Annotated in this window: 15 protein-coding genes; 9 read left to right on the forward strand and 6 right to left on the reverse strand. The window is 74.0% G+C overall.

The features are described from left to right. Window positions 1-279 precede the first annotated feature (279 nt). From EIM48_RS01300 to hemE, 5 genes are read left to right on the forward strand one after another with little or no spacing between them, the layout of a single operon-like run. A complete protein-coding gene (locus EIM48_RS01300; protein ID WP_125110925.1) occupies window positions 280-477 on the forward strand; it encodes a hypothetical protein in 198 nt (65 codons plus the stop codon). A gap of 53 nt (window positions 478-530) precedes the next feature. Next, window positions 531-1,073: a shikimate kinase gene (locus tag EIM48_RS01305; RefSeq protein WP_028915878.1), complete on the forward strand. Its 543-nt coding sequence runs from the start codon at window positions 531-533 to the stop codon at window positions 1,071-1,073. Next, on the forward strand, window positions 1,070-2,176 hold the full coding sequence (gene aroB / locus EIM48_RS01310) for a 3-dehydroquinate synthase (protein ID WP_125110926.1): 1,107 nt from the start codon (window positions 1,070-1,072) through the stop codon (window positions 2,174-2,176). Before EIM48_RS01305 ends, aroB begins: the two co-directional genes overlap by 4 nt. A gap of 57 nt (window positions 2,177-2,233) precedes the next feature. Continuing rightward, window positions 2,234-2,494, forward strand: a complete 261-nt coding sequence (locus EIM48_RS01315; protein ID WP_019399844.1) for a WGR domain-containing protein — start codon at window positions 2,234-2,236, stop codon at window positions 2,492-2,494. A 44-nt stretch (window positions 2,495-2,538) separates the two neighbouring features. Further along, entirely contained in the window at window positions 2,539-3,603 is a 1,065-nt protein-coding gene (hemE, locus tag EIM48_RS01320) for a uroporphyrinogen decarboxylase (protein ID WP_125111225.1), read from the forward strand. Window positions 3,604-3,609: 6 nt separating this feature from the next. On the opposite strand, the gene EIM48_RS01325 is transcribed toward hemE, so the two are convergent. Both EIM48_RS01325 and EIM48_RS01330 read right to left on the reverse strand, forming a co-directional pair. After that, window positions 3,610-4,545: a hypothetical protein gene (locus EIM48_RS01325; RefSeq protein WP_125108394.1), complete on the reverse strand. Its 936-nt coding sequence runs from the start codon at window positions 4,543-4,545 to the stop codon at window positions 3,610-3,612. A 3-nt stretch (window positions 4,546-4,548) separates the two neighbouring features. Continuing rightward, window positions 4,549-8,109 (reverse strand): hybrid sensor histidine kinase/response regulator, encoded by a 3,561-nt coding sequence (locus EIM48_RS01330; protein WP_125110927.1) that lies wholly within the window; start codon window positions 8,107-8,109, stop codon window positions 4,549-4,551. A 92-nt stretch (window positions 8,110-8,201) separates the two neighbouring features. Between EIM48_RS01330 and EIM48_RS01335 the strand changes: the two genes are divergently transcribed. From EIM48_RS01335 to EIM48_RS01345, 3 genes are read left to right on the forward strand one after another with little or no spacing between them, the layout of a single operon-like run. Next, on the forward strand, window positions 8,202-8,924 hold the full coding sequence (locus tag EIM48_RS01335; protein WP_051403776.1) for a YceI family protein: 723 nt from the start codon (window positions 8,202-8,204) through the stop codon (window positions 8,922-8,924). Further along, window positions 8,921-9,499, forward strand: a complete 579-nt coding sequence (locus tag EIM48_RS01340) for a cytochrome b (protein ID WP_028915883.1) — start codon at window positions 8,921-8,923, stop codon at window positions 9,497-9,499. Before EIM48_RS01335 ends, EIM48_RS01340 begins: the two co-directional genes overlap by 4 nt. 5 nt (window positions 9,500-9,504) lie before the next feature. Beyond that, entirely contained in the window at window positions 9,505-10,065 is a 561-nt protein-coding gene (locus EIM48_RS01345; RefSeq protein WP_125111226.1) for a YceI family protein, read from the forward strand. A 19-nt stretch (window positions 10,066-10,084) separates the two neighbouring features. On the opposite strand, the gene EIM48_RS01350 is transcribed toward EIM48_RS01345, so the two are convergent. Next, window positions 10,085-10,309 (reverse strand): glutaredoxin family protein, encoded by a 225-nt coding sequence (locus EIM48_RS01350; protein ID WP_019399837.1) that lies wholly within the window; start codon window positions 10,307-10,309, stop codon window positions 10,085-10,087. Window positions 10,310-10,423: 114 nt separating this feature from the next. Between EIM48_RS01350 and EIM48_RS01355 the strand changes: the two genes are divergently transcribed. Further along, window positions 10,424-11,806 carry an L-serine ammonia-lyase gene (locus EIM48_RS01355; RefSeq protein WP_125110928.1) on the forward strand — a complete coding sequence of 461 codons (1,383 nt, stop codon included), beginning with the start codon at window positions 10,424-10,426 and terminating at the stop codon, window positions 11,804-11,806. 15 nt (window positions 11,807-11,821) lie between these two features. Here the strand turns inward: EIM48_RS01355 and EIM48_RS01360 are convergent, their stop codons facing one another. From EIM48_RS01360 to EIM48_RS01370, 3 genes are read right to left on the reverse strand one after another with little or no spacing between them, the layout of a single operon-like run. After that, complete coding sequence (locus tag EIM48_RS01360) at window positions 11,822-12,910, reverse strand: homoserine dehydrogenase (protein ID WP_125110929.1); 1,089 nt, start codon at window positions 12,908-12,910, stop codon at window positions 11,822-11,824. Continuing rightward, entirely contained in the window at window positions 12,907-14,127 is a 1,221-nt protein-coding gene (locus EIM48_RS01365; protein WP_028915886.1) for an O-succinylhomoserine (thiol)-lyase, read from the reverse strand. The genes EIM48_RS01360 and EIM48_RS01365 overlap by 4 nt, the downstream gene beginning before the upstream one ends. Further along, window positions 14,124-15,122 (reverse strand): homoserine O-succinyltransferase, encoded by a 999-nt coding sequence (locus EIM48_RS01370; protein ID WP_019399833.1) that lies wholly within the window; start codon window positions 15,120-15,122, stop codon window positions 14,124-14,126. The genes EIM48_RS01365 and EIM48_RS01370 overlap by 4 nt, the downstream gene beginning before the upstream one ends. Window positions 15,123-15,182 lie beyond the last annotated feature (60 nt).

Genomic DNA, 15,182 nt, shown 5'->3' on the forward strand with positions numbered 1-15,182 from the left:
GCCCGGCGTGGCCCCGCGCCCGCCGCGGCCCACGCGCGGACGCTGACGACACCGGATCCGCCCCTCCCCCGGGGCATGCACAGAGCAATGGACAGCCACATGGACGAATGCTTCCCCGCCCCCGCCTTCGCGCCGCGCAAACATCCTTTGCGAGGATTCGCATGGAACGACGACGCAGTTCCCAGTCATCCTCCCGCCATGGACACGGACTCGGCCCTTGCACTGCTCGCGTCGCGGCCTCGCCCCCACTCCGTGCCGGCCCCGCCAGGCGTGCCCCCCGTGCACGACTGGGAAAGCCTGCTTCCGGAAGCGGTCGCGATCGCCTGGAAACGCGACCCTGAAACGATGGGGCACTTGCTGGCGGCGCTGCTGGCACGGCACCTGGCAGGCCACGGCGAAAGCCTCGATACCACCCTGGACGAACTGCACCTGATGATCGCAATGGAACTGCAGGCACTGGCCGGCTACCCGGACTAGCCGCGCGCCTTCGTTTCAGCGGTGACCGAGCGCCTTTGCTAGCATCGGTCGCCATGAATCCAGCCCCCAACCTCGTGCTCGTCGGCCCGATGGGCGCCGGCAAGTCGTCGATCGGCCGCCGCCTGGCGGACCGCTTCGGCCTGCAGTTCGTCGACGCCGACAGCTACCTGGAACAGCGCACCGGCGCCAGCATCAGCGCGATCTTCGACCACGTCGGCGAAGCCGGCTTCCGCGAGCGCGAAAGCGCGGTGCTGGCCGAGCTGCTGGCCGGCAACGGGCTGCTGGTGGCCACCGGCGGCGGCGCGGTGCTCGCCGCCGGCAACCGCCAGCTGATGCGCGAGCGCGGCTTCGTGGTCTACCTGTGCGCGGGCGTGGAATCGCAGCTCAAGCGGCTGGCGCGCGATCGCAGCCGGCCGCTGCTGCAGCGCGGCGACCGCGAGCAGGTGCTGCGCGGGCTGGCGGCCGCGCGCGAGCCGCTGTACCGCGAAGTCGCCGACCTGGTGATGGACACCGACGGCCTCACCGCGGTCGAGGCCGCCACCCGCCTGGCGCTGCGCCTGGCCGAGTCGTGGACCATCAGCGGGGTCGCCGCATGAGCGCCGCGCGCACGGTCCAGGTCGGCGGCAGCCATCCCTACGCGATCAGCATCGGCCCGGGCCTGCTGCAGGACGGCACGGCGCTGGGCACGCACGCGCGCGGCCGCCACGTGCTGCTGGTCAGCGACAGCCAGGTCGCGCCGCTGTACGCGGCCGGCGTGGAAGCGGCGCTGCGCGCCGCGCGCCCGGAGCTGGCGATCGCCACCCACGTGATCCCGGCCGGCGAATCGCACAAGACCCTCGCCACGCTCGCCGGCGTGTTCGACGCACTGGCCGCGCTGGGCGCGACCCGCGACGCGGCGGTGTTCGCACTTGGCGGCGGCGTGGTCGGCGACCTGGCCGGCTTCGCCGCGGCCTGCTGGATGCGCGGCGTGGACTGCGTGCAGCTGCCGACCACCTTGCTGTCGATGGTCGACTCCTCGGTCGGCGGCAAGACCGCGGTCGACATCCCGCAGGGCAAGAACCTGGTCGGCGCCTTCCATCCGCCGCGCGCGGTGGTGGCCGACACCGCCGCCCTGCGCACCCTGCCGCCGCGCGAGCTGCGTGCCGGGCTGGCCGAGGTGGTCAAGTACGGCGCCCTCGGCGACCCGCTGTTCTTCCAGTGGCTGGAAGCGCAGCGCGACGCCCTGCTGGCCGGCGACGACCATGCCCTGGCCGAGGCCATCGCCCGCAGCTGCGAGCACAAGGCGGCGATCGTCGAGCGCGATCCGCTGGAGAAGGGCGAGCGCGCCCTGCTCAACCTGGGCCACACCTTCGGCCATGCGATCGAGGCCGAGCAGGGCTATTCCGGCGGCGGCAGCGCGGCGCTGGTGCACGGCGAGGCGGTCGCGGTCGGCATGGTGCTGGCCGCGCGCATGTCGGCGGCGCTGGGCATGGCTCCGGACGAGGACACCGCGCGCCTGGCAAGGCTGCTGGAGGCGCTGGGCCTGCCGACCCGGATCCCGGCCGGGCTGGAGCCGGAAGCGCTGCTGGCGCGCATGCGCCTGGACAAGAAGAACGTGGCCGGGCGCCTGCGCCTGGTGCTGTGGCGCGGGATCGGCCGCGCCGAGGTGGTCCCGGAGGTGGACGAGGCCGCGGTCCTGGCCCTGCTGCGGGACGGCTGAGGCCGGCTGCCGGGCCTTGCGCGGACGCCGGCCCGGCACCGGCTACAATCCGGTCCCATGCGCATCCTCCTGCAGCAGCGCCCGGCGCCGGGCGAAGCCCCCCGTTACCTGCAGCTGACCCTGCAGCCGGACCTGTTCGGCGGCTGGGAACTGCTGCGCGAAAGCGGCCAGATCGGCGGCAAGTCGCAACTGCGGCGCGAGCAGTACCTGCTCCAGGACGAAGCCATCGCCGCCTTCGAGAAGGCCCGCGACGCCCAGATCAAGCGCGGCTTCCAGGTGATGTTCGTCAGCGGCGCCGACGCCCCGCGGCGGGCCTGAGCGCGCCTCCCTCCTTCCCGCACCAAGGTTCCGAAGTGTCCGAAATCCTCGCCAACGACCGCCTGCTGCGCGCCCTGCGCCGGCAGCCCGTGGACCGCACCCCCGTGTGGCTGATGCGCCAGGCCGGCCGCTACCTGCCCGAGTACCGCGCCACCCGCGCCGCCGCCGGCAGCTTCCTGGCCATGGCCAAGACCCCGGAACTGGCCTGCGAGGTCACCCTGCAGCCGCTGCGCCGCTTCCCGCTGGACGCGGCGATCCTGTTCTCGGACATCCTCACCGTGCCCGACGCCATGGGCCTGGGCCTGTACTTCGCCGAGGGCGAGGGCCCGAAGTTCGAGCGGCCGGTGCGCGACGAGGCCGACGTGGCCCGCCTGGCGGTGCCGGACATGGAGACCGAACTGCGCTACGTGATGGACGCGGTGCGCGTGATCCGCCGCGAGCTTGCCGGCGCGGTGCCGCTGATCGGCTTCTCCGGCAGCCCCTGGACCCTGGCCTGCTACATGGTCGAGGGCGGCGGCAGCGACAACTACGCGAAGATCAAGGCCATGGCCTTCAACCGCCCGGAGCTGCTGCACAAGCTGCTGGGCGTGGTCACCGACGCGGTCATCGCCTACCTGGCCGCGCAGCGCGCCGCCGGCGCGCAGGCGCTGCAGGTATTCGACACCTGGGGCGGCGTGCTCTCGCCGACGCTGTACCGCCAGTTCTCCCTGCCCTACCTGCAGCGCATCGCGCGCGAGCTGCAGCGCGGCGAGGGCGAGGACCGCACCCCGCTGATCCTGTTCGGCAAGGGCAACGCGCCATACCTGGAGGCGCTGGCCGCCACCGGCACCGACGCGGTGGGCGTGGACTGGCTCGTGGACCTGGGCGAGGCCGCGCGCCGCACCGGCGGCCAGGTCGCGCTGCAGGGCAACCTCGACCCGGCCACCCTGTACGCCAGTCCGGAGGTCATCGCCCGCGAGGCCGCGCGCGTGCTGGACAGCTATGCCGAGGGCAACGGCGGCTCGCGCGAGGGCCACGTGTTCAACCTCGGCCATGGCATGTCGCCGGACATGGACCCGGAGCACGTGCTGGCCCTGGTCGAGGCGGTGCACGCGCACAGCGCACGCTGACCGGCCTCAGCCGGTGCCGCGGCTGCGCAGCCGCGGCCGCCCCAACGACGGCGCCTTGGGCGCAGCGCGGCGGTCGGCCGGCGCCAGGTACTCGATCCGGATCTCGCGCAGGTGCGGCGGCACCTGCGGCTCGATCGCCTCCGGCGCGACGCAGCCCGGGTACACGGCCGCGGCCAGTGCGGCGGCCAGCTCGCCGGCACGCGCCGCTTCCTGGTGCAGGACCTGCGCAGCGTCGACCAGCGCCACCGCGCTCGGCGCCGCGGCTGTGTCGCCGCGATAGCTGGCCAGTACCGGCGGCGCTTCCGGATCCGGCAGCACGTCGACCAGCTCCACCCGCTGTGGCAGCCAGCAGGCCCCGGTGCTGCGGATGCGCAGCTGCGCCGACACCTCGCCCATGAACTCCCGCACCCGCTCCAGCAGCTGCTCCGGCGGCACCCTCGCCGGGGCGCTGGCGCGCGCCTTGACCAGGTAAAGGTTGCGGGCGAACAGCAGCATCACCGAACCCAGCTGCTGGCGCGGGTATGCCACCGCTACCGCCCGCGCCGGCACGCGCCCGCGGCCATCCTCGCCGGGCAGTTCGAGCGCCTGCAGCGCTTCGGCGTGCGCGGGCGAGCCCAGGCTGTGGCCGGCCTGCAGCATCTGCCCGCGCTCGTGCGCGGCCAGCTCGTCCAGCCGGTAGGCGGCGGCCGGTCCGGCCGGGTAGACGTACAGGTCCAGCCAGGAGTCAGCGGACACGTAGCGCACCGAAACCCCCAGCCCCTGGTCCGGGTAGCGGGTTTCCCCGCTCGCCTTCCATTCCCCGACCTGCAGCGGGTAGAGCACCCGGGTCTGGGTGATCAGCCCGCCCAGCAGCGGCGGCGGTGCGCTTTCCGCGGTGGCCGCGCCCGGCGCCCAGGCCAGCAGCGCCGCCAGCACGCCCCGCGCCGGCCAGCGCCCGCGCATTGCTCAGGCCTCCGCCGGTTCCGGCAGCACCGCGGCGATCGCCGCGGCCAGCATCTCGCCGGTCACCGGCTTGCGCAGGAAGCCGTCGAAGCCGGCGGCGCGGGCCAGCTGCTCGGCCTCGCCATCGGTGCGCGCGGTCACCGCGACCAGCGGCGAGGCGAAGCCCTGCGCGCGCAACTGCCGGGCCAGGGCCATGCCGTTCATGCCGGGCAGGTCCAGGTCGAGGAAGGCCACGTCGAAGTGCGCCACCGCCACGTCCGCCAGCGCCGCCAGCGCGTGCGGGGCGTGGGCGACGCGGTGCCCGCGCGCGCGCAGCAGGCTGCAGATGACCTCGGCCACGGTGGCGTCGTCCTCCACCAGCAGCAGGTCCAGCGGCCGCCGCGTGCGCTCCGGGGCCGGCGCCGGACGCGGCGGGGCCTCGGGCGCCGGCGCGTTCGGCAGCGGCAGCTGCACCCGGAACGCGGTGCCGCGCCCGGGCGCGCTGTCGACGTCGATCCGCCCGCCCATGGCCAGCGCCAGTTCCTTGCAGATCGCCAGGCCCAGGCCGCTGCCGCCGTAGCGCGCCGCGGTGCGCGCGCCGTCGGCCTGCTCGAAGCGCCGGAACAGGCGCGCCTTCTGCTCCTCGCTCAGGCCCGGGCCGGTGTCGCGGACCACGAACACGATGCCCTCGGGCGAGATCCGCCCCAGCTCCAGCACCACCTCGCCGCGGTCGGTGAACTTGACCGCGTTGCCCAGCAGGTTGAGCAGGATCTGGCGTACCCGGCCCGGGTCGCCACGCACCGCCGGCGGCATGTCCGGCGCCACCCGCAGGTGGAAGGCCAGGCCGCGCTGCTCGGCCACCGGCGCCATCAGCCCGCCGACCTCGGCGGCCAGCGCGTGCGGATCGAAGTCCTGCGAGTCCAGCTGCAGCTTGCCGGCCTCGATCCGGGCCAGGTCCAGGGCGTCGTTGACCAGCCGCAGCAGGTGGTCGCCGGCGCGGCGGATGGATTCGACGTAGCTGCGCTGGCGCGCGTCCAGCGGCGTCTCCAGCAGCAGTTCGCTCATGCCCAGCACGCCGGTCATCGGCGTGCGCACCTCGTGGCTGAGGGTGGCCAGGAACCGGCTCTTGGCCATCGACGCCTGCTCGGCCAGCTCGCGCTTGTGCATGACCAGCTGCCACTGGCTGCGTGAACGCACCCGGCGCAGGTACAGCCAGGCGCTGCCGACGATCGCCAGCAGCACCAGCAACAGCGCGCCCAGCAGCGCCCAGCTGGTGCGCCACCACGGCGGCGCCACCGCGAACCCGAACTCCAGCACTTCCGACCAGCTGCTGTGGTGGCCCAGCGAGGCCTGCAGCTGCAGCCGGTAGCGGCCCGGCGGCAGCTGCGAGAACAGGCGCGCGCCGCCACGCATCTCCACCCAGTCGCTGTCGTAGCCCAGCAGCCGCGAACGGTAGCGGTGCGAGCCGGGGTCGTCGTAGGACAGCAGGCGCAGCACCACTTCCAGGTCGTGGTCGTACGGGCCGAGGGTGAAGCCGCCGGACTGCGGCAGGTCCATCCAGCCCTCGCCGCTGCGCACGCGCAGGGCGTCGACCACCAGCCGCGGCGACACCGGCGGCGGATCCGGCAGGGTGGTGTCCAGCAGCAGCAGCGAGCCGTCGCCGGTGGAGGCCACCAGCACGCCGTCCTCGTCGATCGCGATCGCGCGTTCGACGAACTCCTGGCTGGGCAGGCCCTCGCGCACGCCGAACGGGCGCACCCGCGCCGGCTGCCCGCCGGCCGGCGGGTCCACCCGGAACAGGCCGCGGCGGGTGGCCAGCCACAGCCGCCTGCGCGCGTCCACGCGCATGCCGGTGGCCTCGGTCGCCGGGATGCCCTCGGCCACGCCCAGGCGCGCCTGCCGGGTCCAGCGCCCCTGCCGGCGCTGCCACAGCTCCAGCCCGGACAGGCGCTGCAGCCACAGCTGGTCCGGCCCGTCCAGGACGAAGCCGTAGATGGTTTCCTCCTCGCCCGGCGGGTTCAGCCCCGGCAGCGGCACGAAGGCCTGGGTGCGCGGCTCCCAGCGCAGGATCCAGGCGCCCTCGGCGATCAACGGCACGCCTTCCGGGCCGATCGCCACGGCGGAGAAGTCCGCGCTGTCCAGGCCCGGGGTGCGGCCTGGGCGCAGCTCGGCCAGCACCTTGCCCTCCGGGTTGCGTTGCTGCAGGCCGGCGCCGGTGAAGGCCAGCCACAGGGTGCCGTCGGGCGCCTCGAGGATCCATTCCAGCGGACCGCGGCCCATCACCGCGTCGACCGGGCTTTGCGCCGTCCACAGCTGCGACGCACTTCCGTCCAGCCGCACCAGGGCGCCGCTGCGCCCCAGCCACAACCGGCCGCGGCTGTCCTGCAGCGCGCTGCGCACGCTGGCGTGGCTGACCGTGCCGAGGGCGCCGAGGGTCTCGGCGAACTCGGCGCGCGAGGTGTCCAGGCGTCCGCCGGTACCGGCGTTGCCGGTCAGCCAGACGCCGCCGCCGGCGGCCGACGCCACCACCCGGTAGGCGCCGCCGGCGAAACCCTGCCCCGGCCCCAGCACCGCGGTGCGGCGCCAGTCCGCGCGCAGGTAGCCCAGGCCCTGGGCCGGCAGGCCCACCCACAGGCCGCCGTCCACGTCGTGCAGCATGGCCTGGATCACGCTGTTCGGCCCGGGCACGTCGAAGCCGTGGCCCACCGCCACCGGCTGCCCGCCGCGCGGCACGTGCCACAGCCCGACGGTGGTCGCCACCCAGTAGCCGCCCTGGCCATCGCCGCTCATCGCGCTGACCGCGCGCCGGCCGCGGAACTCCTCGGCCCATGCCGGGGTGTCCCAGGTGCCGTCGTCGCGCATCCGGTGCAGGCCGTGCGGGGTGCCGATCCAGGTGGCCTGGCCGTCGCGCCACAGCGCCGTCACCGGCGGGAACGGCTCGGGCCCGGGCAGCGGCAGGCGGCGCACCCGCGAGGCCTTGTTCATGCAGTAGGCCAGGCCGTTGAGCGTGGCCACCAGGATGGTTTCCCCGTGCGGGTCCATGGAGATGCCCATGACCGCGCGGTCCAGAGAAGCGTCGATCTCCGGGTCGCGCGCGCGCATGCGCTTGAGCCGGTCCTCGCCGTCGATCCGGTACAGGCCGCCGCCGAACGTGCCCAGCCAGACCTCGTCGCCGCGCCCGGTGATGGTGAAGACGTCGTCGCTCTCCAGCTCCGGGTGGGTCGCGCTGCGGTAGTGGCGGAAGCCGCTGCGGCTGGTGTCCATCACGCTGACGCCGCCGCCCTCGCTGGCCACCCAGATGCGGTTGCGGCCATCCACGTACAGGGCCTGGATCAGGTTGCCGGGCAACGAGGCCGGATCCTCCGGATCGTGCTGCCAGACGCGGAAGCCGACGCCGTCGTAGCGCGCCAGGCCATCCCAGGTGGCGACCCACAGGTAGCCATCGTGGTCGCGGGCGATCGCCGGGACCATGGCCGACGGCAGCCCGTCCCCGGGCCCGAGGACCCGGAAGCGCGGCAATTCGGGCACCGCGGCGCGCAAGGCACCGGACAGCGCCAGCAACAGGCACAGCCACAACAGCCGCATGGTGTCCTCGAGGCCAACCCCGGAACGAATCGTCGCAATGGCGGCAGGCAGGCGCAAGCCACGCCGCGCCCGCTGCACCTAGAATGCGGCCGATGCCGTCCATCCGCGCCCGTGTCGCCCGCTCCGCCGCCGCCCTGCTCGCGGCCTGCGGGCTGCTGGCCGCGGCCGCCGCGGCGGCGCCGGCGCGCTATGCCCTGGACCCGGTGCATACCCGGGTGCTGTTCGCCGTGTCCCATGCCGGGTTCTCGCAGGCGCTGGGCACGGTGTCCGGCAGCGAGGGCACGCTGGAGTTCGATCCGGAGGACTGGAGCAGCGCGCGCCTGGACGTGCGCGTGCCGCTGCAGCGCCTGGACCTGGGCGACCCGGACTGGAACCGCGCCACCCTGGCGCGCAACCTGCTCGATGCCGGGCGCTGGCCCGAGGCGCACTTCGTCTCCGAGCGGGTCGAGCCGCTGGGGCCCGACCGCTTCGTCGTCCACGGCCAGCTGACCCTGCGCGGGGTGACCCGGCCGCTGGCGCTGGAGGTCAGCTTCAACGCGCTGCGCCGCCACCCCATGCCGCCGTTCCGGCGCACCGCCGGGTTCTCGGCGCGGGGCACGCTCAGCCGCAGCGCATTCGGCGTGGATGCCTGGCCGACGATGATTGGCGACGAGGTCGAGCTGCGGATCGAGGCCGAGGCCGTGCGCAGCAGCCGCGCGCCGGAGCCGGGCCAGGCAGGCGCAGCCGATCCGCCCGCGGACGCTGGTGTGCCCCCGCCGCCGTCGCCCCTGCCACCCGAACGCCCACCCGAGCCCGAGGAACCCGTCCAGCCATGAGCCTGAAGAACACCGACCGCTGGGGCGGCATCAGCCAGCTGCTGCACTGGACCATCGCCGTGCTGATCCTGCTGATCGGCGTGGTCGGCCTGGTGATGGGCGAGCTGCCGCGCTCGCCGAAGTACTTCTGGGTCTACACCGTGCACAAGTCGCTGGGCCTGACCGTGCTGGCCCTGGTGCTGGTGCGGATCGGCTGGCGCCTGTACGCAGGCGCCCCGGCCCCGGTGCCCGGCACGCCGCGCTGGCAGGCCTGGCTGGCCGGCGTGGTGCACCTGCTGCTGTATGGCATGGCCCTGGCCATGCCGCTGTCCGGCTGGCTCTACGACTCGGCCAGCGGGCTGCGCCCGTTCCGCTGGTTCGGCCAGGTCGAGGTGCCCAAGCTGGTGGCCCCGGACCGGGCCCTGGCCGATGCCGCCCACGGCTGGCACGAGTGGCTGTTCTGGCTGCTGGTCCTGCTGGTGCTGGTGCACGCCGGGGCCGCGCTGTACCACCATTTCGTCAGGCATGATGCAACCCTGGCGCGGATGCTGCCGCGCCGGATGACCACGCAACCCCCGCGCGAGGACGCCCCGTGAAGCCGATGCTGACCACCCCTGTCGCCGTCGCCGCCCTGCTGGCCGGAATGCTGGCCGCCGCACCGGCCATCGCCAGCGAATACGTCCAGGCCGAGGGCTCGACCCTGGCCTTCGCCAGCCGTTACGACGGCGAGCTGTTTACCGGCCGCTTCCACGAGTTCAACACCCGCCTGCGCTTCGACCCGGCCAAGCCGGCCGAGGGCAAGCTGGAGGTGAGCATCAACCTGGCCAGCGCGGCCACCGGCAACACCGACCGCGACTCGACCCTGCGCACCGCCGACTTCTTCGACATCGGCCGCCATGCCCAGGCGCGCTACACCGCCAGCGGCTTCCGCAAGCTGGCCGACGGCCAGTACGCCGCCGATGGCACCCTGGAACTGCGCGGCGTCAGCAAGCCGGTGACCCTGACCTTCAGCTGGGATGCCTCGGGCCCGCAGCCGGTGCTGACCGGCCGCGCCGTGGTCCAGCGCCTGGACTTCGGCGTCGGCGGCGGCGACTGGGCCGACACCGACCTGATCCCCAACGCGGTCAACGTCAGCACCAAGGTGGTGTTCAAGCAGCCGTGACCGGCCCGCGCGCGGCCGCTCAGCCGGCCAGCCACTGGCGCAGGCGGGCCACGTCGAACGGCCAGTCCAGCTCGCGCCCGCCGGCGTCGCGCAGCACCGGCACGCGCGTGCCGTAGCGCGCCTCCAGCGTGGCGTCGTCGTCGATGAACACGCTCTGCGGCTCCGGTGCGCGCGCCGCGGCCAGCACGGCCAGCGCCTGGTCGCAGAGGTGGCAGTCGTCGCGCTGGTAGAGCACCAGGCCCATTCCCGATCCCCGTGAGGCTGCGTTGGGCGGCTACCTTAGCCGCTGGCCCGCGGCGCGTCATGCCAGTTTCTCCGGCAACCAATACAATGGCGGCCCGTTCCCGTGGTTGCCGCGATGGCCGTCAGCACCTTCGACCTGTTCAAGATCGGCATCGGTCCCAGCTCCTCGCACACCGTCGGCCCGATGCGCGCCGCCGCGCGCTTCGTCGGCCACTGGCTGGTGGAACCGGGGCGGGTGGCCGAGGTGGCGCGGATACGCGCGGAGGTGTTCGGCTCGCTGGCCCTGACCGGCCGCGGCCATGGCACCGACAAGGCGCTGCTGCTGGGCCTGGAGGGCCACCAGCCGGACACCGTCGACCCGGACGCCATCCCCGGCCTGCTGGCGCGCATCCGCGGCGAAGGCAAGGTGCGCCTGGCGCCCGGCCATGCGGTGGCGTTCGACGAGAAACGCGACCTGGTGATGAACAAGCGCCAGAAGCTGCCGTTCCACTCCAATGGCATGCGCTTCACCGCCTACGACGCCGATGGCGCGGTGCTGGCCACGCGCGACTACTACTCGGTCGGCGGCGGCTTCGTGGTCAACCCGGACGAGGCGGCCGAAGACCGCATCGTGCCGGACGACACCGCCCTGCCCTACCCCTTCTCCAGCGGTGAGGAGCTGCTGCGGCGCTGCGCCGACAGCGGCCTGAGCATCGCCCGGGTGATGTTCGCCAACGAACTGGCCTGGCGCGGCGAGGAAGAGATCCGCGACGGCCTGCGCGCGATCTGGAACGCGATGCAGGCCTGCGTGGCTCGCGGCATCCGCGCCGAGGGCACCCTGCCCGGCGGCCTGCACGTGGCCCGCCGCGCGCCGGGCCTGTACCGCGAACTGTCGTCCAAGCCGGAGGCGGCCATGCGCGATCCGCTGACCACGCTGGACTGGGTCAACCTCTACGCGCTGGCGGTGAACGAGGAGAACGCCGCCGGCGGGCGCGTGGTCACCGCGCCCACCAACGGCGCGGCCGGGATCATCCCCGCGGTGCTGCACTACTACGACCGCTTCTGCCCCGGCAGCAGCGAGCAGGGCGTGTTCGACTTCCTGCTCACCGCCGCCGCGATCGGCATCCTCTACAAGGAGAACGCCTCGATCTCCGGCGCCGAGGTCGGCTGCCAGGGCGAGGTCGGCGTGGCCTGCTCGATGGCCGCCGCCGGCCTGGCCGCGGCGCTGGGGGCCACCCCCAACCAGGTCGAGAACGCGGCCGAGATCGGCATGGAGCACAACCTCGGCCTGACCTGCGACCCGATCGGCGGACTGGTGCAGATCCCCTGCATCGAGCGCAACGCGATGGGCGCGGTGAAGGCGATCAACGCCGTGCGCATGGCCATGCGCGGCGACGGCCAGCACAAGGTCTCGCTGGACAAGGTGATCCGCACCATGCGCGACACCGGCCGCGACATGCAGGACAAGTACAAGGAAACCAGCCGCGGCGGCCTGGCGGTCAACGTCATCGAGTGCTGAGCCGCGCGCGGCGGCTCAGGCGGCGATGCGCAGCACGTCGTCCAGCAGCGCCGCCGCGGTGATGTCCGCGCCCGCACCCGGGCCCTGGATCAGCAGCGGCTGCTCGCGGTAGCGGTCCGAACGGATCGCCACGCGGTTGTCGGTGCCGGCACCGGCGGCCAGCGGATGTGCGGCCGGCAGCACCTGCAGCGAAGCCTGGGCGCCGTCGGCGTCGAAGCGGCCGACGAAACGCAGCACCCCGCCCTGCGCGCGCGCCTGCTGCAGGCGCGCGGCCAGCGCCGCGTCCAGCTGCGGCAGCGCCGCGGCCACCGCATCGGCCGGCAACTGCGCCAGCGCCGGCGGCACCAGCGATTCCACCTGCACCTGGCGCACCTCCAGCGCCAGGCCGGCGGCGCGCGCCAGGATCAGCAGCTTGCGGCGCACGTCCTCGCCGGACAGGTCCACGCGCGGATCCGGCTCGGTGTAGCCGGCGCTGGCGGCCTCGGCCACCAGCGCCGAGAACGGCCGGCTGCCGTCGTAACGGTTGAACAGCCAGGCCAGCGAGCCGGACAGCACGCCTTCCACCGCATGGATATGGTCGCCGCCGGCCACCAGCCCGCGCAGGCTGCGCAGCAGTGGCAGCCCGGCGCCGACCGTGGCGCTATCGCCGTAGCTGGCACCGGTGCGCGCCTGCGCCTCGCAGATCGCCTGCGAGCGCGCCAGCAGGCCACCATGGCCCAGCTTGTTGGCGGTGACCACGTTGACCCCGCGCGCCAGCCACTCCGGATGCCAGTTGGCCACCAGCTCGCTGGCGGTGGCGTCGACCAGCACGTCGCCGGGACGCAGGGCCTCCGCCTCGGCCCAGCCCTGCAGTTCGGCCGCGCGCGGCGGCGCGGCATTGGCCACCGCCAGCGCAGCCTCCAGGTCGCGCCCGGCCTTCAGCACCGCGCGCGAATTCGCCAGCCACGCCACTGGCGGCAGCGCCAGGCCGCGCTGCTGCAGCAACCGGTAACGGGCCACGAAGGCGCTGCCGACCGCGCCGGTGCCCAGCAGTGCCAGGCGCCGCGTGGCAGGCGCGGCGCGCGGACGCGGCGGCTGCAGGCCAGGACCGGCCAGCGCGCTCATGCGCTGGCCCGTTCCGGCTGCGCCGGGATCGCGGCCTCGGCCGCGGCCAGCGCGGCGGCCACGTCGGCAACCAGGTCGGCCTCGGCCTCGATGCCCACCGACAGCCGCAGCAGGCCGTCGGAGATGCCGGCCTTGGCGCGCGCCTCGGGCGTCATCGCCGCATGGGTCATGGAGGCCGGATGCGCGACCAGGCTCTCCACCCCGCCCAGCGATTCGGCCAGGGTGAACCAGCGCAGGCTGTCGACGAAGGCACGCACCGCCGGCTCGCCGCCGCGCAGCTCGAAGCTGAGCATCGCGCCGAAGCCGGCCTGCTGGCGCGCGGCCACGGCATGGCCCGGATGCGAGGCCAGGCCCGGGAAGTACACCTTCTCCACCGCCGGATGCCCGTCCAGCAGGGCGACGATCGCCGCCGCGTTCTCCTGGTGCACGCGCATGCGCGCATCGAGCGTGCGCAGGCCGCGCAGGGTCAGGAAGCTGTCGAACGGCGAGCCGGTCAGGCCCAGCGCATTGGCCCACCACACCAGCTGCTGGTGGGTTTCCGCATCGGCCGCCACCACCGCGCCGCCGACCACGTCGCTGTGGCCGTTGACGTACTTGGTGGTCGAATGCAGCACCAGGTCCGCGCCCAGCGCCAGCGGCTTCTGCAGCGCCGGCGACAGGAAGGTGTTGTCGACCACCACCCGCGCGCCGGCGCGGTGCGCGGCGTCGATCACCAGGCGCAGGTCGGTGATGCGCAGCAGCGGATTGGACGGGGTCTCCACCAGCACCAGCTTCGGCGAGGTCGCCAGCGCATCGGCCAGCGAGCACGGATCGGTGAGGTCGGCGGTGACCAGCTCGAAATGGCCCTTGGCGGCCAGCGCGTTGAACAGGCGCCAGCTGCCGCCGTAGGCGTCGTGCGGCACCACCAGGCGGTCGCCCGGCTGCAGCAGCGCGTGCAGCACCAGGCAGATCGCGCCCATGCCGGTGGCGGTGACCACGCCGCCGGTGCCGCCTTCCAGTTCGGACAGGGCCTCGGCCAGCAGGTCGCGGGTCGGATTGCCGCTGCGGGTGTAGTCGTACTGGCGCTTGTTGCCGAAGCCGTCGAAGCTGAAGTTGCTCGACAGCACGATCGGCGGGGTCACCGCGCCGTAGGCGGTGTCGCGGTCGATGCCGGCGCGCACCGCGGTGGTGGCCGGACGACAGGGGGAGGAAGGGGCGGGGAAGGACTGGGTGCTCATGCGGCGGCTCCGGTGCCGCGCAGGACGGCGGCGAGAATGAGGTCGATGCGGTCGGTTTCCTTGAGGAAGGCGTCGTGCCCGTACGGCGAGCGCAGCACGCGCAGCTGGCCGCGCCCGGCCAGGCCCTCGACCAGGTTCACCGAATCGGTCAGCGGCACCAGGCGGTCGCCTTCCACGGCGACCACGGTGACCGGCACCTGCACCGCGGCCGGATCGATCCGGTGCAGGTCGATGGACTCGGACAGGCGCAGGAAGGCGGTGACCGGGGTACGCGCCACGTACTGCGCGCCGGCGGCATCGAGGTAGTCCTCGGCGGCGCAGCGCACGCGGCCGTTGACGATTTCCGGCGCACTGTCGAAGCGCTCGCCGAACTCCTCCGGCGTGCGGTAGCTGAGCATGGCGAACTGCCGCGCCAGGGCCAGGCCGGCGGCATCGGCGCACTGCAGCTGGCCCAGCGCCACCGCGCGCCGCTGCAGCGCGCGCCAGGCACAGGCGTACGGATGCGGGCGGTGCACGCCGCTGACCGCCACCAGGTGGCGCAGGCGCGCAGGATGCCGCGCGCCGAACTGCAGGCCGACCATCGCCCCGTAGGAATAACCGACGAATGCGTGCAGCCGCCCGATCTCCAGCGCGTCCAGCAGCAACGCCGCGGCATCGGCCTGGTCGGCGGTGTCCACCGGCACGTCCAGGCGGCCGTCGGCGGCGACGTAATCGAACGCCAGCACGCGGAAGCGCGCCGGGTCCAGGGTGCGACCCGGCGCCACCAGCTCGTTGGCCCAGCCCTTCTCCGGGAACTGCGCGCTGGCCGAGACATGGCGGTGCGCGGAAATGCCACCGGCCACCAGCACCACCGGTGCGTCGGCCGGTCCCTGCAGCTCGTAGCGCAGCGCCACCGCCTGCACGCCGGCATGGCGCATCGGCAGGGCCACGGCGATCTCGCCGCGCTGGGCGGTGGTACAGGGAGGTTCGCGGGTGGCGGCGGAGGCGGTGTTCACGGGCGTGGCGGATCCGGGAAAGGTCACGCCACCGAGCCTGCGCGGCCCGCGTTCGACATG

This window comes from Pseudoxanthomonas sp. SGNA-20 (genome assembly GCF_003931635.1).
Taxonomy (GTDB): Bacteria; Pseudomonadota; Gammaproteobacteria; order Xanthomonadales; family Xanthomonadaceae; genus Pseudoxanthomonas.

Bases quoted from the DNA above. Each gene is read 5' to 3' on its own strand.
- EIM48_RS01305 (WP_028915878.1), top strand. From the start codon at position 531: ATGAATCCAGCCCCCAACCTCGTGCTCGTCGGCCCGATGGGCGCCGGC.
- aroB (WP_125110926.1), top strand. From the start codon at position 1,070: ATGAGCGCCGCGCGCACGGTCCAGGTCGGCGGCAGCCATCCCTACGCG.
- EIM48_RS01315 (WP_019399844.1), top strand. From the start codon at position 2,234: ATGCGCATCCTCCTGCAGCAGCGCCCGGCGCCGGGCGAAGCCCCCCGT.
- EIM48_RS01325 (WP_125108394.1), bottom strand. From the start codon at position 4,545: ATGCGCGGGCGCTGGCCGGCGCGGGGCGTGCTGGCGGCGCTGCTGGCC.
- EIM48_RS01330 (WP_125110927.1), bottom strand. From the start codon at position 8,109: ATGCGGCTGTTGTGGCTGTGCCTGTTGCTGGCGCTGTCCGGTGCCTTG.
- EIM48_RS01335 (WP_051403776.1), top strand. From the start codon at position 8,202: ATGCCGTCCATCCGCGCCCGTGTCGCCCGCTCCGCCGCCGCCCTGCTC.
- EIM48_RS01340 (WP_028915883.1), top strand. From the start codon at position 8,921: ATGAGCCTGAAGAACACCGACCGCTGGGGCGGCATCAGCCAGCTGCTG.
- EIM48_RS01345 (WP_125111226.1), top strand. From the start codon at position 9,505: ATGCTGACCACCCCTGTCGCCGTCGCCGCCCTGCTGGCCGGAATGCTG.
- EIM48_RS01350 (WP_019399837.1), bottom strand. From the start codon at position 10,309: ATGGGCCTGGTGCTCTACCAGCGCGACGACTGCCACCTCTGCGACCAG.
- EIM48_RS01355 (WP_125110928.1), top strand. From the start codon at position 10,424: ATGGCCGTCAGCACCTTCGACCTGTTCAAGATCGGCATCGGTCCCAGC.
- EIM48_RS01360 (WP_125110929.1), bottom strand. From the start codon at position 12,910: ATGAGCGCGCTGGCCGGTCCTGGCCTGCAGCCGCCGCGTCCGCGCGCC.
- EIM48_RS01365 (WP_028915886.1), bottom strand. From the start codon at position 14,127: ATGAGCACCCAGTCCTTCCCCGCCCCTTCCTCCCCCTGTCGTCCGGCC.